The following is a 19,715-nucleotide window of genomic DNA, read 5'->3' on the forward strand; positions in this document are numbered from 1 at the left end:
CTTTCGGGAGGTTCAGGAGGTGAGGAAAGTCTTGAGTTCGTGCACGAGCTTGGTGATGTGGCCGGAGATCACCGGCGTGCCGAGATCCTTGAAGCGTTCGCGGAACCACGGGTTCACGCTGCCCCGGCCGGCGCTGGTGACCGAGCCGACCGGGATGAACTTCGCCCCGGACCGGTGGATCGCGGCCATGCTTTCGAAGAGCTGCTCGACGCGGGTCTCGTAGAAGTCGGAGATCCAGACCACCACGGTGTTCGCGGGTTCGGCGATCTTCGGCTGGGTCAGCGCCATCGCGACCATGCCGTCGTTGCCGCCGCCCAGGTTGGTGCGCAGCAGCGTTTCGAAGGGATCGTGCACCCACGGTGTGAGGTCGAGCGCCTGCGTGTCGTAGGCGATCAGGTGGACGTCCACTTTGGGCAGTCCGGCGAAGATCGAGGCCAGCACCGCACAGTTGACCATCGAGTCCACCATGGAGCCCGACTGGTCGACGACCGCGATGAGCCGTTGCGGCGTGGTCTTCTTAGCGGTCTGCTTGTAGTAGAGGCGATCGACGTAGAGCCGTTCCTCGTCGGGGCTCCAGTTGGTGAGGTTCTTCCAGATGGTGCGATCGAGGTCGAGGTTGCGGAACACGCGCTTCGGCGGGACCGAACGGTCCACCTTGCCGGTCGAGGCCTTCTCGACCTGGGTCCGCAGGACCTCCGCGATCTCGTCGACGTAGCGGCGGATGAGCGACTTGGCGTTGGCCAGCGCCACTCCGGACAGGTTGTCCTTGTCCCGCAACAGCTGTTCGATGAGCGACATGCTCGGGCTCAGCTTCGCCGCGAGCGCCGGGTCGGCGAGGACCTCGCGCAGATGCATCCGTTTGACGAGGTCGGCCTCGATTCCGCCGAGCTCCGGGCCGATCGCCGGGAGCAGGGTGCTCAAGTCGGGCGCGCCGCCACCACCCGTGCCGCCGAGGCCGGTCGGGGCGCCGCCGGGACGACCTCCGCGCAGCTCGCCCGGGCGGCAGCCCAACGCGCGCTCGAGCCAGCCCGCGTCGGCCTGCCAGCAGGAGAGCTGGCTGGCGGTCACCGTATGCGGCGGCTGAGCGAAGACGTTCAGCAGCACCTTCGACACGAGCGCCGCGCGCCGCACTTCCGCGGCCTTGTCCCGGCCGTCCTCGGCTTCGGGGACCATCAGCCCGTCGAACTCGGCCGCCAGCTCCGGATGACGCTGGACGACCGAGTCGACCGCGACGTTCGGATCCAGCACCGCCGACGGCAGGCCGATGTCCTCGACCACGGCGACACTCGCCGATTCGAGCGTGGCCTGCTCCTCGGCGTCGAAGAGCCGGGCGAGCAGCCGCCAGTACAGGACCTGGCGGCGGTTGTCCTCGGGTTCGGTCATTTCCGCAACAGCCTTCCGGCGCGCTCGCGCAGCACGGCCGCGGCGTCGGTGGCGGCCTTCTCGGCCTTCACTCCAGCCTTGTCCGTGGTGCCGCCCGCCCAGGCTCCGGCGTGCACGGCGGTGGTCTTCTTGCGCACGGTGGTCTCGACGGCGAGCGGCTGGAGGCGGAATCCGCCGTCCCACCGGATCAGGCCGATGCACGCGCTGGAGCCGGCAACCGCCTTCGGGGTCAGCGGGCCGGCGGCCGGGATGCGATCGGTCTCGACGGTGAGCCGACTCCCGGCGAAGGTGAACGTGAGCGCGTCTTCGTCGCCCTCGAAGCCGTAGCCCTCGAGGAAGACGGGAACGGCGAGCCGGACCGGATGCCGATCCAGTGGCGCGACGGCCGGCATGACGGCCTTCGGCAGAGCGACACGCGCCGTGGAGAACGCGTCCGCGGGCTCTCCCGGACGAGCGTGTTCGTCTCGCCAGAGCAGGTCGCCCTCCGCGGTGACCGGCATGCCGGCGAGGTCCATCGAGCGGCCCTCACCGATCGCCGTGAGCAGCGAAAGGTGCGGGCGCAGCAACTGCCAGATCCCGGCGCCGATGATCGTGTCCGGCTTCGGCACGGTCACGTTCGCACGCACGAGCCGCGGGGTGGCGCCGTCCTCGGGCTCGAATACGGCGTGGACCTGGGCCTGCGCGGCCGTCGAGTGTTCCAGGAGGTCGACGCCGAGGGGCAGCAGGCGGCCGGTGACCGTGCCGATCGCCGGCGTGGCCGCCGCCCCGGGCAGCGTCAGCAGCATCCCGCGCGACCACAGGTCGCCCCAGCGCCGGGCGGGGATCCGCTCCAGGGCCGCGCCGGGACAGGACGCCGCGAGTTCGGCGGCGAAACCGTCGAGCAGGACAGCCAACCTGCGCAGGCTCGGTTCCGCGAGCAACGCGGAGATCACCTGCGCCGAAGCCGAGATCAAGTCGTGGTCGATACCCTGCCAGCCCGCGCGGGCCAGATCGGCCAGCCAGGACCGTGCGGCGACCAGAAGATTGGGCGATTCCGCCTCGGGGGCCTGCCCGGCGGACTCTTCGCCCAGTGGACGGCCGGTCGCTTCGACAAGCCGCGCGAGGACCGCGTCATGTACCGAGCCGAACACCGCGATCCTCGCCGCCGCAAGGGAAACGAAGTGCTCCTCCCCCGCGGCACCGGCCGCGGTCTTCTCCGCTGCCTCCGCGACCCGCGCCGCCAGCGGCGACCCGGCGACGGCATCGGCCAGCTCGGTCAGGCCGGCGATCCTCTGTGGACGGAGCAGGCCGGTGACGAGCACGTCGTCGAAGGCGTCGACGACCGCCAGCGCCTCGTCGAGACCGGTGATGGGATCGGTGAGCAGATCGACGCGCATCAGACCACCGCCCTGGTCGGCGGGAACCACTGCAGCTCCGGGACCGGCGCCGTCGACGGCTCGAATTCGAGATAGGCCAAGTGCCGCAAGAACTGGCTGAACACGGAAGCGGCGGCGGTGCTGTCGCCTTGAGACGGACGCGTCGCGCTCATGGTCTGGGAAATGGCCTGCGCGGTCGGCTCCGCCACCTCGACGCGCAAGTACCGCGCTACCCGCTCGGCACCGTACTGAAGGGTGGATTCGTTGATCAGGGCGAGAATATGGTTGCAGAACATGCCCCGCGCCCCGCCACAAGGCCGGTTGTTGTTGGTACTGCAGGAGAATTCGTACGTGCTCGCCGCGACCGACGAGACGTACACCCGGCCGATGTCCGACCCGCTGGACACCACGCCCTGCACCCGCCCGTCGGCCAATTCGACGAACGGGACCTTCGCGAGCTTGCGCGGGCGAGCGGGTGGCAACACCCTGGCCGTGCTTGCTCTTTCCCAGTCTGACAACGCATCTTCTCCTTGCGGGGTGCCTCGGTGGGGACTGGGAAGAACCTAGCGGAAGGCACCGACAGTTTCGCTCACATCCGGAGTTTCGCGAGCTGGACGGCCAGATCGGCGAGGCCGTCCGCCTGGAAGTCGAACCGATCCGTCTGGGACGGCGGGTCTCCGACGGGCCTGGAGACGTACGCGGTCCGAAAGCCGGCGCTCTGCGCTCCCCTCAGGTCCCACGCGTGGGCGGCGATCATCAACAGCCGCTCGGGCTTCGTGCCTGAGGCCTTGACTGCCAGCTCGTAGACGGCCGGGTCGGGCTTGTAGGTCCGCGCTTCCTCGGCGGAGAGCGCCTGATGCCACCGGAGACCTGCGTGGGCGTTGATCCGAAGAAGGCTCGACCGGCTCGCGTTGGACAGCCCGATGATCGGGTACCGCTCGGCCAGCCTCGCCACTCCTTCGGCGACGTCGGGCCAGGGTTCGAGCTTCGGCGCCACGTCCGTGTTAGTGGTGAGCTGAGCCGCTTCGCGGTCGAGGACGTCACTCGGGGCGTACGGGCGCTCTCCCGCGACGATGCGCCGCTGCTCGGTCTCGACGTGGCCCAGCCACTGGCCGGCCAGCTCATCCGCATCGGCGTCCGGCGCGGCCTGCCGGATCGCGTCGCGAATCCCCGCCGGTTCGTCGACGAGCGTGCCGAGTATGTCGAACACCAAGGCGTCGATCTCCACGGACAACCTCCCGGTAAGGGTTAAAGTGATGGTTAACCGCGAACGTACGAGAGGTCGGTAAGGGATGCAAGTAGCTTTGGACGATTACGTCTGGGCGGCGGGTGTCGCTACCGACCTGGTCAACACCGCCCCGGAGGTCTGGCACGGCGAAGACAAGCTGCCCGACCTGGCGTCTCTCGCCGCCTTCGCCGAGCTTCGCTCACTGCCCGAGCCCACTCGGGCCGGGGATCTGCGCGCCGTTCATCGGCTGCGCGTGACGGTGCGCGATCTGGTCGACCACCCGGACCAGGCGCGCCTCATCACCGGCGCCACCGCGCTCACCTCGTCGATCGGTGACGTCACCCTTCTGACCGGCAGTGCGCGATGGGCCGTCTCGGTGCGGCCCGGTGCGAAAGTCGCGGATTCCCTGGCCCTGGTTTGCGGCGTCGGAATACTCGGTGTCGTCCAGTCTCTCGGCGTGGAGCGCTTCCGCGCCTGCGGCGCACCTACCTGCCGAGGCGCGTTCATCGACACGACGCGCCCCGGACGGCGTCGCTATTGCATGCCGGGGTTGTGCGGAAACCGCGTCAATGTGGCGAACCACCGGGCACGCAAGCTTTCCCAAGAAGGTTTCGAGAAGTCGTAGGCGAAATGCCGTAGCAGCGGTTCGCGAATTCGGCCCATCAAAGAATGGTGCCCGCTTCGAAGTATGATGCACGCGAGTGAACTTTCTCGACAACTTCCGGCTCATGACGGAAAATCGTATGCGCGCGACACCCTGCAGCCAACTCTTGCCGCGTGTAGTTCCCTTACTCCCATCATTCGGCGAAAAGGAACCCCATGCATGACGATGATGAGCCGGTAGGCCGGGTACTCGGCAGGCGACAGGCGTTGATTCTCCTCGGCGCCGCCGGCGCGACACTCGCCGTCGCCGGATCCGCCACCGCGAGTGCCACCACCGCCGGCCCGGGCGCACCCGATATCTGCACGCTGGACTGCGTGGTCAAGCCGGAACAAATGGAGGGCCCGTACTTCGTCGACGAACGGCTCAACCGCTCCGACATCCGCAGTGAGCCGTCCACTGGGCAATTGGTTCCCGGCACCGCGCTGGCGATCAATTTCACCGTTCAGCAGATCCGTCAGCAGCAGTGCACGCCGCTACCGGGAGCCATGGTCGACCTCTGGCAGTGCGACGCGTTCGGGCTGTATTCCGACATTCCGTCCCAGGGAAGTCGCGGCCGACGCTTCCTGCGCGGTTATCAGAACACCGACCAAGCGGGAGCCGCCCGGTTCACCACCATTCTTCCCGGCTGGTACACGGGACGCACACTGCATATCCACGTCAAAATCCGTACCGTCGGCACGAACGGCAGGCCGTACGAGTTCACCTCGCAGCTCTACTTCACGCCCGAATTCGGCGCGGCCTATCTGCGGACCGAACCGTACCGGCGGAAAGGCCCGGCCGACACGACCAACAGCCGGGACGCCATCTACCGCAACGGCGGGGCACAGATGCTGCTGCGTCCCCAGCAGACCGGAAGCGGCTACACGGCCGACTTCGCGATCGGTCTCGACCTGTCGAACACCCAGGTCGGCCGTCCCGACTAGCGCCACGCTCCGGCAAAGGGTCCTCCCCGGCAACCGCCAGGGAGGACCTTTTGGCGAGGGGCAGGACAAATCCGGCGTGTCGCGAAAGCCACTTTCGGGACGTCTGGTGTCCCGAAAGTGGCTTTCGCGGCACATTCTGCCGGGGCCTGAGCCGCTGGGGGCCTTCACGGACCGATGAAGGCGCAGTGAACCCCTACGGCACGTTCTGGCTCAGACGCCGGCGATCTGCTGGATCCAGGGCCGGTACCGCGTGATGTTCGTGTACGCGGTCGTCGTCTGCCGGTCGCTCGTCGACGCGACGCCGACCTGACGGCCGGAGGCGAACATCGGGCCGCCCGAGTCCCCGCCGGCGGTGATGCCGTCGCCGCGGCGCGCGCACACCGCGATGCCGCCGTTGTAGTCACGGCAGGAGACCGACGTGACCGACACGTTGGCGACCTTCAGGTAGCGGGACTGGCAGTTGATCTCCGAGCCGCACTGGCTGGTCGCGCCCCAGCCGTAGACCTGGACGGTCTGCCCGACGGAGACGTTGGCGGTGGTGCCCAGCGGCGAGTACGTGGCGTTCACCGGGGCGGTGAGCCGCACGATCGCGAGGTCGGCGCTCGGGTGCCGGGTGACGGTGGAGCCGGTGGCCATGGTGCCGCCGCTCTGCTGGTCGAGGCTGCCGATCCGGAAGGTGAACGTGCCGCTGCTGGCCACACAGTGCTTCGCGGTCAGGATGTACTGCGGCGCGATGATCGTCGAGGTACAGGTCTGCCTGCCGTTGGCGAAGAGCCTGGCCGCCCACGGGCCGCTCGTCGCGTTCTGACCGCCGATGATCATCGGCTGGACGTCGGAGGACGGTTCCGCGGCGGACGCCACGGGGGCGGTGACGCCGAGCAGCGCCGCGAAGGCGGTGCCGGCGATCAGGGCGAAGGAGCGCAGTCGCATGGTTCCGACTCATTTCTGCGGCCCGGGTTCGGCCGCGCGACGGGGACGGGTGTGCTGATTCTGGGTCGCCGCAAGAGGAACCTGACACCGACGAAAGTCGTGCAGTGGATACCTATCTCCACGCCGCGACGACCACTAAGTGGCGCTCTGGGTACCGGAAACGCCCGCCGGTTACGACGACCGGCGTCCGTCCACTTGAGACAGACGGCGGCATAACCCCAGGGACATAACCCGCCTCCGGGGCTTTCGGAAAGACGGTTCCAGCGCCAGAATCGCCATCATGACCACAGCACAGTGGACCCCGACCTACGGCGACCCGTTCGAGCCGGTGCCCTACCGCCCGGCGCGCGTGTCCGCGGAAGAATCGCTGACCACCGCCGCCGAGTTGCGCCGCCGCATGGACACCCGCCGCACCGTGCGGATGTTCTCGACGGACCCCGTGCCCGAGCAGGCGGTGGTGGACGCCATCGCGGTGGCGGCCACGGCGCCCAGCGGCGCGCATCAGCAACCGTGGACGTTCGTGCTCATCAGTGACGCCGAGACCAAACAGCGGATCCGGGAGGCCGCCGAGGAGGAAGAACGCGTTTCGTATGAGGGAAGGCTCGGGGAGGAGTGGTTGTCCGCCTTGCGCCCGCTCGGAACCGACGCCGTCAAGACCCATCTCACCGACGCCCCATACCTCATCGTGGTCTTCCAGCAGCGCTACTTCCTCGACGAGGACGGCACCAAGCACAAGCACTACTACGTCGACGAGTCGGTGGGCATCGCGGTCGGCATGCTGCTCACGGCGCTGCACCTGTCCGGGCTGGCCGCGTTGACGCATACGCCGTCGCCGATGCGGTTCCTCGGCGAACTGCTCGGGCGGCCACAGAACGAGAAGGCGTTCGCCGTCATCCCGGTCGGCTATCCGGCGGACGACTGCGTGGTGCCGAACCTGGTGCGCAAGTCGATCGATCAGGTGCTGATCCGCCGGTGACCGTCCGCGCGGCCCGGGTGTGTGCGCACCCGGGCTGCGCGAAACACCCACGAACAAGCATCCCAACTGCTCATTAGTGCAGTTTTCTGCACGCTTTGGCGCATCTCTTGACATATCCGGCGGCGATTGGACAAGGTCTGGGCATCGAAGGCGACACGAAGGAGTGTTCTTCATGGCCGACCTGCCCTCAGTCTCCCGGCGGACACTGTTCGGTGGCGCGCTCGCCGCCGGGGCGCTCGCCGCGATCCCGACGAGCGCGACCGCGGCGGAAGAGGCGGTAAACGCGCCCCGCCGCCCTGGCCAGCGCAGCATGATCGGGGTCCCGTTCGAGCGACACCAGACCGTCCGGATCGCGCTCATCGGTCTCGGCAATCGCGGGAAGTCCATGATCGGCGGCTGGAGCGCCGTCCCGGGCGCCGTGGTCACCGCGGTCTGCGACATCCGCGCCGATCGCGCGAAGGCCGCCGCGGACAAACTCGCCGCCGCCGGTCGTCCACGTCCGGCCGAGTACGGCGGATCCGCCGACGCCTACCAGAAGATGCTCGCCCGCGACGACATCGACCTCGTCTACATCGCCACCCCGTGGGAGTTCCATTACGCACAGGGCAAGGCCGCGCTCCTGGCAGGCAAGCACGTCGGCGTCGAACTGCCCATCGCCACCGAGCTCGACCAGCTGTGGGATCTCGTCAACACCAGCGAGCAGACCCGCAAACACCTGTTCCTCGCCGAGAACTGCAGCTACGGCCGCAACGAGCTGGCGATCCTCAAGATGGCGCACGCGGGTGTCTTCGGCGAGGTCACCAACGGGCACGGCGGTTATCTGCACGACCTGCGTGAACTGCTGTTCTCCGACACGTATTACACCGACGCGTGGCGCCGGAAATGGCACACCCGCAGCACCGCGAGTTTCTACCCGATGCACGGTCTCGCGCCGATCGCCGCCTGCATGGACGTCAACCGCGGCGACCGGTTCGCCACGCTGCGCGCCACGGCGACCGAGCCGAAGGGGCTCGCCGACTACCGGAAACGCCACATGCCGCCGGGTCATCCGTCGTGGAAGGAGACCTACGTCAACGGCGACCTGGTGACCTGCCTGATCGAGACCGAGCAGGGGCGGATCATCCGCGCCGAGCACGACGTCAGCTCGCCGCGTCCGTACAGCCGCATCAACAGCCTCGCCGGCAGCCGCGGCATCGTGGAGGACTACCCCGCCCGCATCTACGTCGAGCCCGACCACAGCGGCCACGCGTGGAAGGACTTCGGCCCGTATCGCGAACGCCACGACCACTGGCTGTGGAAGAAGCTGAAGGACGACCCGAACCTCGGCGGGCACGGCGGCATGGACTACGTGTTGCAGTGGCGGATCGTGCAGCAGATGCGCGCGGGGCTGGTGCCGGACATCGACGTCTACGACTCGGCGGCCTGGTGCTCCCCCGTGCCGTTGAGCGTCGTCTCCCTCGCTCGCGGCGGGAAACCGGTCGCGGTGCCCGACTTCACGCGCGGCGGCTGGACGAAACCCCGGCCGGGGCTGGACTCACAGCCTTCGGAGATGCCCGGCTAGGACGTCGAATACCGGGGCACGACCCGGTAGACACGGAGGTCCTTCGGGGTCCCCTTGGCGCGGAAACTCCGGCGCGGTCGCACGATGACCGCGCCGGGGTCCAGCTCGTCGACCACGCTTCCGCTGGCCAGCACCTCGTCGCCGTCGGCGGCGGCCATGACGCGGGCGGCGATGTTCACGTCGACGCCGAGGTAGTCGTCGCCGACCCGCCGCGGATTCCCTCGATGGAGCCCCGCGCGCAGATGCGGGAGATAGCCCTCGGCCTTGATCACACTGACGGCGGAGCATGTCTCGTAGGCGGCGTTCACCGCCTCGCCCGGGTCGGCGAACACGGCCATCACGCCGTCGCCGAGCCCCTTCACGATGCTGCCGCCGTGCCCGGTGACGACCGATTCGGTCACTTCGCCGACCGAACGCAGCAGCTCCAGCACGCGCTCGTCCCCCGCCTGCAACGCCCACGTCGAGAAACCGACCAGATCGGTGAACAGCACCGTGATCCCGTCCGCGGACACCGGCGCCGCGCCGGACCGGCGGACAGCCTGCCAGGCCTGCACGGCGGCCAGCCCCAGCTCGCGGGTGGCACTGGGCCGGTCCGCGCCCGCCTCGGCCAGCAGCCGGGCCAGCCGATCGGACGAGCGGCCCGTCGACGGCACCAGCGGGTCACCCGGGACCAGCCTGCGGAGGAACCGCGCGCCGCGCACCAGTTCGCCGCGCTGATCCGTCGCGCGCAGGAACCTGCGGGTCCGGCGGTGCCACGGCTCGGGTCGTTCGGTCACGATCAAGACAGTAGCCCGCGCACCCCCGGGCCGCCGCACCTGTCACCGAGGTGACAAGAATGCCGCCAGAATTTCCCTTTCCACCTCCGCGTGACAATTCCCGAAGTCGCCATTCAACATACGCGTGACAAGATCGAAGCGTAAAGAAAACGCGAGAGATCTTTTCCTTTCCTCGTTGGTGACTTTCCACCTACATTCGGTTTCGAGCCCATTCAACGACGAAAGGACCAGAAATGACGAAAACCCTGGTACGGAAGGGTGTTCGGCGGTTCTGCGCGGCCGGGATCGCGGCCGCGGTCGCCGGGACGGTCATGCTCGCCGCGGCGGGAACCGCTGCCGCCGTCGAAAAGAATCTCACGTACAAGGGCGGCTTCCCCATCATCGGCGACCAGAAGGTGGCGGTGGTCGTGAAGGCGGAAATCCCGGCGGCCGCGAAAGCCGGGGAGCCGGTTTCGGTGCCGTTCACCCTCGACGTCGACGCCGGTCAGGCCGCGGGCGACGGGCTCCGGCTCGTCGGTGCCAAGAAGCTGTCCGGCACGATCAGCTCGAAGGTGAACATCGCGCTCGGTGAGCAGAAGATCTCGATCCCGATCGAGCTGCCGATCCCGGACACCGAGGTCCCCGCCGAAGGACCGCTGAAGTTCACCGCGGAGGGCAAGGTCGACTTCACCGTCCCCGCGGGCACCCCCGCCGGTGAGGCGACCAGCAGCGTGGACGCCGCGGCGACCTCGCATATCGTCACCGACAGCTCGCTCGGCGAGTTCGACGTCCAGCTCGCGCTCGACCCGCCCGACCAGGACGCCGTCCTCGGCAAGACGACCATCAGCTGATCCCCCGTCTTTCCCCCGGCTCGCCGAGCCGGGGGAAAGACGCGTCTTGACCTCCAGCGCACTGGAGGTCGCAAGCTGTCGATCATGTGGATTTGCGACAGGTGCGGTATCGAACATCCAGCCACCCCCGAGCCACCCCGGTGCGTTCTCGACCGCGGCGAGGTCGGCATCGAGGAAGCAGGCGACCTCGGCGCGCACACCGGACGCTGGTGGACGCACGAGGAACTGATCTCCGCGCCGCACAAGACCTTGTACCGCGATCACGGACGCGGCCTGCACAGCATCAAACGGGAACCGAACTTCGCGATCGGGCACTGGTCGTTCATCGCGGTGACCCCGGCGGGCACCCTGCTGTGGGATCCGCCGTCCTGGTTGGACACCGAGGTGCTCGACGTCGTGCGCGGGCTCGGCGACGTCGCCGTGATCGCCACCAGCCACCCGCACATGTTCGGCGCGCAGCTCGGCTGGAGCCGCGCGCTGGGCGGGGTCCCGGTGCTGGTCAACGAACGCAACCGCGAATGGCTGCCCGCCCCCGATCCGGCGTTCGAGTTCTGGGACGAGCACGTGGAACCCTTGCCCGGCCTCGAACTGATCCGGCTCGGCGGGCATATGCGCGGCAGCGCCGTGGCCAGGACGCCGGACGGCAGCATCCTGGCCGGGGACACGATCTCGGGCGGGCTCGCGCCGGACTGGGTGTCGTTCCAGCGCAACTTCCCCAAGCACATCCCGCTTTCGGGGGCCGTCGTGCGACGGATCGTCGACCGGCTCGACGAATTCGCCTACGACCGCCTCTACACCCTCGGCGGCGACACCATCGACCAGGACGCCCGCGCGGTGGTGCGCCGAAGCGCCGAAACCCATATCCGGTGGGTGAACGGCGACTTCGACCACCTCACTTGATCGCGCGTTTGTCCTTCCCGCGGAAGGTCAGCGCGATGACCCCCGCCATCGCCATGAAGAAGGCGACGGCCCACATCCCGGCACGGAAGCTCCCGGTCAGCCCCTGCAACCAGCCGGTGAGGTAGGGGCCGACGAAGCCCGACAGGTTGCCGAACGAGTTGATCAGGCCGATCCCGGCGGCGGCGCCGACTCCGGTCAGGAAGGCGTTGGGCAGCTGCCAGAACACCGGGATCGCGGTGAACACGCCGACCGCGCAGAGCGTCACCGCGACCATCACCCACAGCGGCGAGCCGAGGTAGAGCGCGCCCGCGATCGCGACCGCGCCGACGAACGCGGCGATGGCGACATGCCCGGCCCGTTCGCCGGTGCGGTCGGAATGGCGCGCCCACAACACCATGGCGACGGCGGCCACGGCGTACGGGATCGCCGTGATGAGCCCGATCTCCACGATGGTGTAGCTGGTCTGGAACTGTTCCTGGAAGCCCTTGATCACCTGCGGGAGGAAGAACGCGAGCACGTACAGGCCGAAGATGATCCCGAAGTAGACGGCGCTCAGCGCGAGCACGCGCGGGTCGGTCAGCGCCGATCGGGTGCTCACCTCCTTGCCGACCTCACGGACGTCTTCCGCGTCGATGGCCGACTGCAACGCCGTGCGTTCCTGCGGGGTCAGCCACTTCGCGTCCTTCGGCTTGCTCGGCAGCAGGAAGAACACCGCCACGCCGAGCAGGATCGAAGGCACCCCTTCGGCGAAGAACATGAAGCGCCAGCCGGCGTCGAAACCGAGGACGCCGTCGCCGTGCTTGATCAGCAGGGAGGAGACCGGGCTGCCGATGACCGACGAGAGCGGCACCGCGAGGAAGAACAGCGCGACGATCTTGGCTCGCTGCTTACGCGGGAACCAGTAGGTCAGGTACAGGATGATGCCGGGGAAGAACCCGGCCTCGGCGATCCCGAGCAGCACCCGGACGATGTAGAAGCTGACCTCGCCCTGGATGAACGCGGTGGCCGAGGCGACGATGCCCCAGGTGACCATGATCCGCGCGATCCAGATCCGGGCGCCGACCTTGTGCAGGATCACGTTGCTGGGCACCTCGAAGAAGAAGTACCCGACGAAGAACAGGCCCGCGCCGAGCCCGTAGGCGGCCGCGCTGATGCCGAGATCGGCGTTCATGGTGAGCGCCGCGAACCCGACGTTGACCCGGTCGAGATAGTTGAGCAGATAGAGCAGCCCGAGTAACGGGACCAGCCGGATCATCGCCTTGCGCACCGCCGGGGCGGTGGACACCTCTGCCGTCTGTTCGTCCATCCGCGGGAGTGTAGAGGGCGATCAGAACAGCGGAGGCAGGAACGCACCGAAGTTTCCGCCGGCGGCCCGATCCGCCGGATCCGGATCCACCTGGACCGTGTCGGGGTTACGCGGGTCGTAGGTGACCTTCACCGTCGAACCGCGGGCGGGGGCCTGCAGCGGCGGGGTGATCATCGTGGCCACGACGGTCCGCTCGCCGCCGTCCGCAGGGAAGCGGACCTGCACGGTGAACCGCGGATTCCCCATCACCCAGACGTTCGTGAACTCGACGCCGAGCACCTCTCCGATCACCTGTCGACCGGTCTGAGCGAGTGCCTGCGCGCGGTCGTCCGCCTCCGCCTTGGTGACGAACGCGCGCCCCAGCACCATGATCATGACCAGCGCGGTCGCCCCGGCCACCGCCGGGACGAGATACGGCTCGTAGTAGACGATCCAGTCCACATCGGTCCAGGGTTCGGACGGCAGCCGCTTCCCCACCGCCTCGGGCGGCGTCCAGGACGGGATCGCGACGCCGCTGCCCAGTGCGATGCCGAGGGCCGCGGCGAGACTGCTCGCCCGGAAGCCGACGCCCATCCCTCTCAGGGACATCCCGCCGCCCCACAGCATCGCGAAGCCGAGCGACGAAGCCACCGTGATCGAGACGCTGAAGAACAGGACGAGTGAAACCGCCGGGCCGCCGTCGGGCCCCCACGCGTCGACGCGGTTCAGCGACATCAACCGGAAGCCGTCCAGCAGCCCGAGTGCGCCCGACCAGCCGACCGCCGCCCAGGCGAGCGTCGTCGGCACGCCGAGCAGCCAGAGCCGGAGGCCGGGACGGCGGTTCTGGCGGGGGTCTCCCGGCAGGCCGAACTCGAAGGTCCCGAACATCGCCGCCGCCTAACCGATCGGGCCGAACACGGCGACCTTGCCCGGGTCGGCCGGGTCGACGCGGGCTTCGTGGCGGGTGCCGGGCGCGTACTGCTGGATCGTCGCGAGCGGCGCGATCAGCTGTGTCACCGTCCGGTACGTGGTGCCGTCGGCGCGGGTGACCTCGAGGGTCGCGGTGTACTGCGCCTGCCCGGCGATCTTCCGGCCGGTCGGCTCCAGCTCGCGGATCACCAGGGTGGCGGGCTCGCAGGTGTCGTACAGCCGCCGCAGTTCGGTGCCGTAGGCCTGGAGTTCCTGCTGCTGACGCAGTTGCTCGTCCATCGGCAGGGCCAGGAACGCCGCCATGTCCGGGTCGGCGTTCAGGTTCCGGAAGGCCTGCGCGGCCAGCTGCGGAGTCGGCAGCTGCGGGGTGATGTCGTGGCCCTGCGCGGCGGCCGCCTGCCGGAATTGTTCCGCGTGGCGCTGGAAGTCCTGCGCGCCCCGCGCCATCCCCTGCTGCGTCGCCTCGTTGATCTTGTCGCGGATCTTCTTGAACATCGGGTGCCGCCTTTCGCCGTGTCGTTCGTGCTGGACACAGCTTCGGCGGACCGGTCCGCTACCGAACCCAGGTTTTCCCGTCGTCGGTCGCGTCGAGGCAGGTCAGCGGCGCCCAGAAGACCGGTGAGACTGCGGGTTCTGGCTTCTCGCGCCAGCGGGCGAGCCGGGACCGCTGCCAGGCGCACAGTTCGGTGACCGGGTCTTCTCCGGTGAGCGCGGTGTCGACGGCGATGACGAGTTCGGACATCGGGTCCGAACCGGGCACGGCGGCCGAAGTCGGGAGCGCCCAGACTGTGGCGGCGACCAGTCCCGCGCCGGCCGCGACGGCGGCGAGCAGCACGCCGAACGGCTCGGCCAGGCCGAAATCGCTCGCGCTGGCACAGCCGATCAGCGCCACCCGCGCGGGCATGGTGTCCATTTCGGACAGTGCGAGATCGGCGGCGGTGAACGGCCGGTGCGCGCCGATCGGCGCGGCCGTGCCGGGAAGATCGGCGGAACAGGACAGATGGAGCGCGGTCTGCGCGCCGTACTCGTCGCGGACGCGGCTGACGTGCCCGACGAAGACCAGCCGTGAACAGGGACTCTTCAGGAGTTCCGCGAGCAAACGGCGGTCGGTGTCGGTGCGGCGGACCAGATCGAGCCCTTGTCCGGCGGCGGGCAGGACCGGGCCTTCGGCGAGCCGCTCGTCGAGATGGCGGATCAGCGGCGAGGCCGGATCCTGCTTGCCGAGCACGGAACCCAGCTCTCCGAAGGCACTCTGGCCCGGGATCCGCGGGTCGAGCAGGTAGATCGGCGGGCCGTCGGCGGCGGGCGGACGGCGCGGGATCGCGGCCGGGGCGAGCAGCGAGACGTCGGCGACGTCGAGAACGCGCTCGTCACCGTCGAAACAGAGGCCGATCTCGTCGATCTCCAGCACGTGGCCTGCCCGCCGGTCGGGCAGGGCCAGCAGTCCCCACGGGACACCGGCCAGGCTCGGAGACGGCTGGATCCGCAGGAGCGGGCGGGTTTCGGCGCGCCGCAGCCGCTCGACCAGGTCCGCGGGCAGAAGGTTGAGGGCGAGGACACGCGCCAGGCGTTGCTCCCCGGCGAAGCTGCCGAAGGCGTCTTCGCCCAGTGAGCGGTGGACGGCGTCGGCCACGCTCTCGCCTTCGCGCGGGGTGGGAGACGCGGCGTCCAGACACTGCCGGGCGGTCGCCACGAGGGCGAAGTCGATCGGGTGGGTGTGGACGGTGTCGAGGTCCTCGGTGGTCCGCCAGGTGAGGAAGGTGTGGCCGGCGTCGGCGTAGCGCAGGAGGAAGGTCTTGCGCCCGGGCTTCGCGGACGGCCAGGTCTCGACGGTTTCGGCGACCGCGCGCGGCAGCCGATACCGCTCGGCGGCGAGCCGGAGCCACGGGTCCAGCTCCATGGGCGACGAAGGTGACCAGCGCAGCGCGGGTGGCGGGGCGAGCCGCAGCGGAAGCGACGACGTCACGGAACCCAGTGCCGCCAACGGAAGTCCTTCGGCGACCGGACCCACTTCGAGAGCCGGCAGTCCGCCGGTGAGGTCGAGCGAACGACCCTCCACGCCCGTGTACGCCCCGACGGCGCAGGTGCGCTCGATCAGCTCGGCCGCCAGCCTCGGTTCCTGGAGCTGGGCCAGCACCGCCATCAGCATTTCGGTCGCGGGCCCGGCGACGTCACGGGCCCAGGCTGTGCGTGCCTGCGGTGAAGTGAACTCGAACCGATACTCCGCCGCCGCGAGCGCCAGCGGGAGTAGGAGATCCAGCACGGCCGGGAGGTCTTCGCCGTGCGCGAAACCGATCGTGGCCGCGACGAAATCCGTGTGCAGGCGGTCCGACCAGTCCCCCGCCGTCCGCGCCGACTCCTGCGCGCGGGCCACGCGCTCCCCCGCCGTCGCCCAGTCGCCTTCGGCCATCGCGCACCGGGCCAGCGCCACGTCGAGACGCCGCAGGCCCGGAACGTCGGCGTTGGCCGTCCAGATCTTTCCCGCGTGCTCGAACTGATCCCTGGCCTGCGCGACGTCACCCGCCATCAGCAGCAGGGTGCCCAGCGCGTGGCTCGCCTCCGCGACATCGCCGTTCAGTCCCGCGTCCGCGAGTTCGTCGCGGGCGGCGACGATCGTGGCGACCGCTCCGGGGAGGTCGCCGGCGAAGGCTCGGTCGGCGGCGAGTTCGATACTCGCCCTGGCGGCCAAGGGACGGCCTTCGTGCTGCGCGCTCAGCCGCAGCAGATCCGCGCGCGCGTCGGCGTCTTCACCACCCGCCTGCCGGACGCGGGCCCGCTCGGCTCGCGCCATCGCCTGCAGCGCCGCCACTTGCCCGCGGACCTCGTCGATGTCCGCGATGGCGTCCAGCGCCGTCAGGATCTCCTCGATCGCGGCCCGCGCGCCTGCCATGTCCCCGGCGGCGATCTGGACGCGCACGTCGAAGATCCGCAGTTCCAGCTCGTCCGCGCCGTACACGTCGAGCAGTTCGGGCGGGTACTGGTCCGGCCCCTCGTCCTTGCGCAGCGCCGCCCGGTGGCGTTGCCCGGCGATCAGCTCACGAGCCTTGGCGACGTCACCTTCCTCCGTGCACAAGGAGATGAGCACGCGCTCGGCGACCTCCCGGGAGCCTTCGATCATCCGGAGTTCGACGTACTGTCCATAGTGGACGATGGCGGTGGTGCTCACCTTGAAGGCCTGGAGTACCGCTTCGGCGCACTGACGAGCGTTGCGAAGGTCGCCGGCGGAGTAGCAGACGGTGGCCAGATCGCTGACCGCGGCGAGGTCCCAGTCCGTCCTGTCGAGCCGCTGCGCGATCTCCCGCAGCTTGCCGTACGCCCGGTGCGCGCCGAAGACGTCCCGGGTGACGGCGAGCCGTTTGGCCTCGTCCTGGAGATCGACCGCCTCGACGAGCAGCTTCCGGTACTCGTCTTCGGATAGCGAGCACGCTGGCAGCTCGCCGTACGGTGCCGGGTCGAGCCCGAAATGCCGCGCGACACAACGACAGTTGTAACCATGCGAGGTCGCCGGCCCCAGTTCGGGCGGGAGCGGCCGGTCCGGCCGGTTCCGGGGCGGTGGCATGCCGACGAGCACGTCAGAACTCCTCGTCGGCGGAAGCGGCCGCCGCCCGTTCGGCGAGTGTCCTGGCCGCCGCCGGGCGGGCCCGCACGAGCGCGACCACTTCGGCCCGGTCTTCCGCCGTGGTCCCGGCGACGCCCTCGTCCGCGACGCCGACGACGACCGCGATCTGTCCACTATGGACACCGCCGGCCAGCCGTGTCGCGGTTTCGTCCAGCTCCGCCGTGCCGGAGAACCGCCCCGCGCCCAGCTCCAGCGGCACCTCGGCGAACGGCTTGCCCGCGTGACTCGCGAACGCGGTGATGGCCGCGTCGGCGAACGCGCCCGCGACGACGACTTCGAGCCTGGCCGTGGCCGCGGCGGCGACGATCCGCCAGGTCACCGTGTCCTCGCCGGCGTCCAGGATCCCGGGTGGCACCCGCGCCCAGTCGACGCTCGCGCGTCCGCTCGCCAGCACCCCTTCGCCCGGTGCGAGCGGATCGAGGCCCGCGGCCAGCGCGTACGCGCGTTGGCCAGGTGTCGCCATTTCCAGCCTTGCCGACATTTCCGCCGCGGCCTCGGCGCGCACGACGTCGTCCACGCCGTCGAACCAGGCTGCGAGACGGGCGCACAGTCCCCGGACTTCCTCCGCGACGGGCGGGGCCGCTGCCAGGAGGGCGTCGTCCGCGATCGCCGCGTCGAACAGCTCGGCCGGGGACGCTTCGAACCCGTCGAGAAGACCTTCGGCCAGGTCCTCGACGTCGGCCGTCGCGACCGTCGTTTCGAGGTCCAGCAACGCCGGGTCCAGCGAAGGGATCCCGAGCGACGGGCCGGCGGGCCACCAGCGACGGAGCCACAGCAGCAAGGCGAGCCTGCCGAGTTCCGGCCGGGCGGCGACTTCCGCTTGGCCTCGGCCGAGTGCGACGAGAGTGGCTTCTGCGCCGACGAGCCGCGTCAGCCATGGTTCGGCGGCCCCGGCGTCGGTGAGTTCGACGTGCATCGTGGCGGTCCGGCCGACGAGAAGATCCGCCAGGGCGAAGCGGATGAGCGCGCCATCGGCCGCGATGACGGGTGTGTGCACCGGATGCGTCACGACACGGCCTCCAGCTCCGGCAGCCGGGCCATGAGCGCGCGCCGCACCTTCGTCCGCAGATCCAGCGAGGTGGAACGGACCACGCCAGTGACGAGGTCGCGGACGTCGGTGGCATCGGCGGGCAGGTCGCCGCGGACGTCGAAGCCGTGCAGCCGGACCCACAGCCTGCCGAGGAAGTGTTTGGCGAACTCGCGAAGATCGCGCAGAAGTTCGGCGTCGGGCCGCGGAGTGAGCGGCGTGGCACCGGCCAGGGCCCGGCGAGCGTGCAGGACGTACCCCTCCCGGGCGACTTGCGCGTTGAGCTGCCGCGCGAATTCGGGAACCCCGGCGGGAGCCGCGCCATCGAGCGGCCGCAACGCGGGCGACAGGACGACACCGAGCGCGAAACACGCGGCCAGCGCGGGCAAACCGAGCCCGAACCCGGCGGCGACCCTCGTGAGTTCGTCGTCGACGAGGTCTTCGACGGAAGCCCGTTCGTCCGGCGGAAGACGGCGCAGGGTCGCGCGTATCCGACGTTCGACACTGCGCTCCAGGAGTTCGGTGCCGGTTTCGCCGCTGCGGTTCAGCGGCGGGATGATGGTGCGATCCCCGCGCTGCAGGCCGAGATCCGGTGTGCGCAGCCCTGAAATCCCTTGGACGACTTCGCTCAAGGCGCGGGCTCCGCCCGGCTGCCGCAGGCTGAGTCCGAGAGCGTGCCCGGCGGCCGACTCGGCAAGGGCCCGCCAGGTGGAGTCGGAAAGGCCGTCGACGAACGCCCGAAGCGTGGCGATGTCCGGCGGTACGGCGGTTTCGGCGCGCCAGCGGCGCCGCAGTTCGGCGGTCAGCCCGGCCGAGTGCCGAGGATCCGAGAGATAGGCGGTGAGCTGATCGACGCCCACGGCGCCGCCCTCACCGTGCAGGTCCCGCAACGCCGCCGCGGCCGTCTCCGCCGCGTCCGGCCCCGGCGACCCGAACCCCGTCGCCAATTCGTACGCAAGCGGGAAACACACGTCCTGGACGTTGCCCGCGGTGATGCGCAGGGCGCGGCGCTGCCGTTTGAGGTGGGTGAACCACGCGGCCGTGGCGCGCAGCCTGTCCGCGTCGGCCAGCAGCGTTTCCGTCAGCTCGGCCGCCGCGACCGGGTCCAGCACCGGACGGCCGAGCCGGGGGCGCGCCGCGGTGCGGATCACCAGCGGGTCGATGATCTTCTTGATCGTCCGGGTCAGCGGACCGCCGTCGGCCGACGACAGGACCTCCACACCGGGAATGCTCGCCCATGCCTGAGCGAGAACGGCCGAACGCAGCCGGGACTCGTCCGATCCCCTGGTCACTCGCCCTCCCCACGCTCCGGCCGCAACTCTATCCGA

General features: G+C 69.7%; 18 protein-coding genes. 6 read left to right on the forward strand and 12 right to left on the reverse strand.

Features of this window, described 5'->3' with window-relative positions; genetic code table 11:
• Positions 1–12: 12 nt before the first annotated feature.
• The 4 genes from H4W30_RS22685 to H4W30_RS22700 all read right to left on the reverse strand — a co-directional run bounded on the left by H4W30_RS22685 (position 13) and on the right by H4W30_RS22700 (position 3,966).
• On the reverse strand, positions 13–1,383 hold the full coding sequence (locus tag H4W30_RS22685) for a VWA domain-containing protein (protein WP_192744696.1): 1,371 nt from the start codon (positions 1,381–1,383) through the stop codon (positions 13–15).
• Positions 1,380–2,759, reverse strand: a complete 1,380-nt coding sequence (locus H4W30_RS22690) for a hypothetical protein (RefSeq protein WP_225949828.1) — start codon at positions 2,757–2,759, stop codon at positions 1,380–1,382. The genes H4W30_RS22685 and H4W30_RS22690 overlap by 4 nt, the downstream gene beginning before the upstream one ends.
• A complete protein-coding gene (locus tag H4W30_RS22695; protein WP_185927379.1) occupies positions 2,759–3,256 on the reverse strand; it encodes a hypothetical protein in 498 nt (165 codons plus the stop codon). Before H4W30_RS22695 ends, H4W30_RS22690 begins: the two co-directional genes overlap by 1 nt.
• 71 nt (positions 3,257–3,327) lie before the next feature.
• Entirely contained in the window at positions 3,328–3,966 is a 639-nt protein-coding gene (locus tag H4W30_RS22700) for a haloacid dehalogenase type II (RefSeq protein WP_192744698.1), read from the reverse strand.
• Between the two features lie 64 nt (positions 3,967–4,030).
• Here H4W30_RS22700 and H4W30_RS22705 point away from each other — a divergent pair, with 64 nt between their 5' ends.
• Positions 4,031–4,591, forward strand: coding sequence for a CGNR zinc finger domain-containing protein (locus H4W30_RS22705; RefSeq protein WP_192744699.1), 561 nt, complete (start codon positions 4,031–4,033; stop codon positions 4,589–4,591).
• Between the two features lie 194 nt (positions 4,592–4,785).
• Positions 4,786–5,553 (forward strand): dioxygenase family protein, encoded by a 768-nt coding sequence (locus H4W30_RS22710; RefSeq protein WP_192744700.1) that lies wholly within the window; start codon positions 4,786–4,788, stop codon positions 5,551–5,553.
• Between the two features lie 210 nt (positions 5,554–5,763).
• Here H4W30_RS22710 and H4W30_RS22715 read toward each other — a convergent pair whose 3' ends face one another.
• Positions 5,764–6,483, reverse strand: coding sequence for a S1 family peptidase (locus H4W30_RS22715; RefSeq protein WP_126736969.1), 720 nt, complete (start codon positions 6,481–6,483; stop codon positions 5,764–5,766).
• 280 nt (positions 6,484–6,763) lie between these two features.
• On the opposite strand from H4W30_RS22715, the gene H4W30_RS22720 reads away from it, so the two are divergent.
• Both H4W30_RS22720 and H4W30_RS22725 read left to right on the forward strand, forming a co-directional pair.
• On the forward strand, positions 6,764–7,459 hold the full coding sequence (locus tag H4W30_RS22720; RefSeq protein ID WP_192744701.1) for a nitroreductase family protein: 696 nt from the start codon (positions 6,764–6,766) through the stop codon (positions 7,457–7,459).
• Between the two features lie 172 nt (positions 7,460–7,631).
• Positions 7,632–9,020, forward strand: a complete 1,389-nt coding sequence (locus H4W30_RS22725) for a Gfo/Idh/MocA family protein (RefSeq protein WP_192744702.1) — start codon at positions 7,632–7,634, stop codon at positions 9,018–9,020.
• Here the strand turns inward: H4W30_RS22725 and H4W30_RS22730 are convergent.
• On the reverse strand, positions 9,017–9,802 hold the full coding sequence (locus H4W30_RS22730) for an adenylate/guanylate cyclase domain-containing protein (protein WP_192744703.1): 786 nt from the start codon (positions 9,800–9,802) through the stop codon (positions 9,017–9,019). The two genes, H4W30_RS22725 and H4W30_RS22730, sit on opposite strands and share 4 nt — an antisense overlap.
• Positions 9,803–10,029: 227 nt before the next feature.
• Between H4W30_RS22730 and H4W30_RS22735 the strand changes: the two genes are divergently transcribed.
• Positions 10,030–10,626, forward strand: coding sequence for a DUF6801 domain-containing protein (locus tag H4W30_RS22735; protein ID WP_192744704.1), 597 nt, complete (start codon positions 10,030–10,032; stop codon positions 10,624–10,626).
• Positions 10,627–10,710: 84 nt separating this feature from the next.
• A complete protein-coding gene (locus H4W30_RS22740; RefSeq protein WP_225949830.1) occupies positions 10,711–11,526 on the forward strand; it encodes an MBL fold metallo-hydrolase in 816 nt (271 codons plus the stop codon).
• On the opposite strand, the gene H4W30_RS22745 is transcribed toward H4W30_RS22740, so the two are convergent.
• From H4W30_RS22745 to H4W30_RS22770, 6 genes are read right to left on the reverse strand one after another with little or no spacing between them, the layout of a single operon-like run.
• Complete coding sequence (locus H4W30_RS22745) at positions 11,519–12,832, reverse strand: MFS transporter (RefSeq protein ID WP_192744705.1); 1,314 nt, start codon at positions 12,830–12,832, stop codon at positions 11,519–11,521. The two genes, H4W30_RS22740 and H4W30_RS22745, sit on opposite strands and share 8 nt — an antisense overlap.
• A 21-nt stretch (positions 12,833–12,853) precedes the next feature.
• The gene (locus H4W30_RS22750) at positions 12,854–13,699 is read right to left on the reverse strand and encodes a DUF3592 domain-containing protein (protein WP_192744706.1); all 846 of its coding nucleotides are present in this window, start codon (positions 13,697–13,699) and stop codon (positions 12,854–12,856) included.
• A gap of 9 nt (positions 13,700–13,708) precedes the next feature.
• Entirely contained in the window at positions 13,709–14,236 is a 528-nt protein-coding gene (locus H4W30_RS22755; protein WP_192744707.1) for a DUF3592 domain-containing protein, read from the reverse strand.
• Positions 14,237–14,294: 58 nt separating this feature from the next.
• Entirely contained in the window at positions 14,295–17,312 is a 3,018-nt protein-coding gene (locus tag H4W30_RS22760) for a hypothetical protein (protein ID WP_192744708.1), read from the reverse strand.
• 1 nt (position 17,313) lies between these two features.
• Entirely contained in the window at positions 17,314–18,369 is a 1,056-nt protein-coding gene (locus tag H4W30_RS22765) for a hypothetical protein (protein ID WP_192744709.1), read from the reverse strand.
• Positions 18,366–19,679 carry a hypothetical protein gene (locus tag H4W30_RS22770; protein WP_192744710.1) on the reverse strand — a complete coding sequence of 438 codons (1,314 nt, stop codon included), beginning with the start codon at positions 19,677–19,679 and terminating at the stop codon, positions 18,366–18,368. The genes H4W30_RS22765 and H4W30_RS22770 overlap by 4 nt, the downstream gene beginning before the upstream one ends.
• Positions 19,680–19,715 lie beyond the last annotated feature (36 nt).

The sequence above is a fragment of the Amycolatopsis roodepoortensis genome, from assembly GCF_014873915.1.
Classification (GTDB): domain Bacteria; phylum Actinomycetota; class Actinomycetes; order Mycobacteriales; family Pseudonocardiaceae; genus Amycolatopsis; species Amycolatopsis roodepoortensis.

What these genes read in the sequence shown, in the direction of transcription:
- H4W30_RS22685 (WP_192744696.1), bottom strand. Translation starts at nt 1,383, where the DNA reads ATGACCGAACCCGAGGACAACCGCCGCCAGGTCCTGTACTGGCGGCTG.
- H4W30_RS22690 (WP_225949828.1), bottom strand. Translation starts at nt 2,759, where the DNA reads ATGCGCGTCGATCTGCTCACCGATCCCATCACCGGTCTCGACGAGGCG.
- H4W30_RS22705 (WP_192744699.1), top strand. Translation starts at nt 4,031, where the DNA reads ATGCAAGTAGCTTTGGACGATTACGTCTGGGCGGCGGGTGTCGCTACC.
- H4W30_RS22710 (WP_192744700.1), top strand. Translation starts at nt 4,786, where the DNA reads ATGCATGACGATGATGAGCCGGTAGGCCGGGTACTCGGCAGGCGACAG.
- H4W30_RS22715 (WP_126736969.1), bottom strand. Translation starts at nt 6,483, where the DNA reads ATGCGACTGCGCTCCTTCGCCCTGATCGCCGGCACCGCCTTCGCGGCG.
- H4W30_RS22720 (WP_192744701.1), top strand. Translation starts at nt 6,764, where the DNA reads ATGACCACAGCACAGTGGACCCCGACCTACGGCGACCCGTTCGAGCCG.
- H4W30_RS22725 (WP_192744702.1), top strand. Translation starts at nt 7,632, where the DNA reads ATGGCCGACCTGCCCTCAGTCTCCCGGCGGACACTGTTCGGTGGCGCG.
- H4W30_RS22735 (WP_192744704.1), top strand. Translation starts at nt 10,030, where the DNA reads ATGACGAAAACCCTGGTACGGAAGGGTGTTCGGCGGTTCTGCGCGGCC.
- H4W30_RS22740 (WP_225949830.1), top strand. Translation starts at nt 10,711, where the DNA reads ATGTGGATTTGCGACAGGTGCGGTATCGAACATCCAGCCACCCCCGAG.
- H4W30_RS22745 (WP_192744705.1), bottom strand. Translation starts at nt 12,832, where the DNA reads ATGGACGAACAGACGGCAGAGGTGTCCACCGCCCCGGCGGTGCGCAAG.
- H4W30_RS22750 (WP_192744706.1), bottom strand. Translation starts at nt 13,699, where the DNA reads ATGTTCGGGACCTTCGAGTTCGGCCTGCCGGGAGACCCCCGCCAGAAC.
- H4W30_RS22755 (WP_192744707.1), bottom strand. Translation starts at nt 14,236, where the DNA reads ATGTTCAAGAAGATCCGCGACAAGATCAACGAGGCGACGCAGCAGGGG.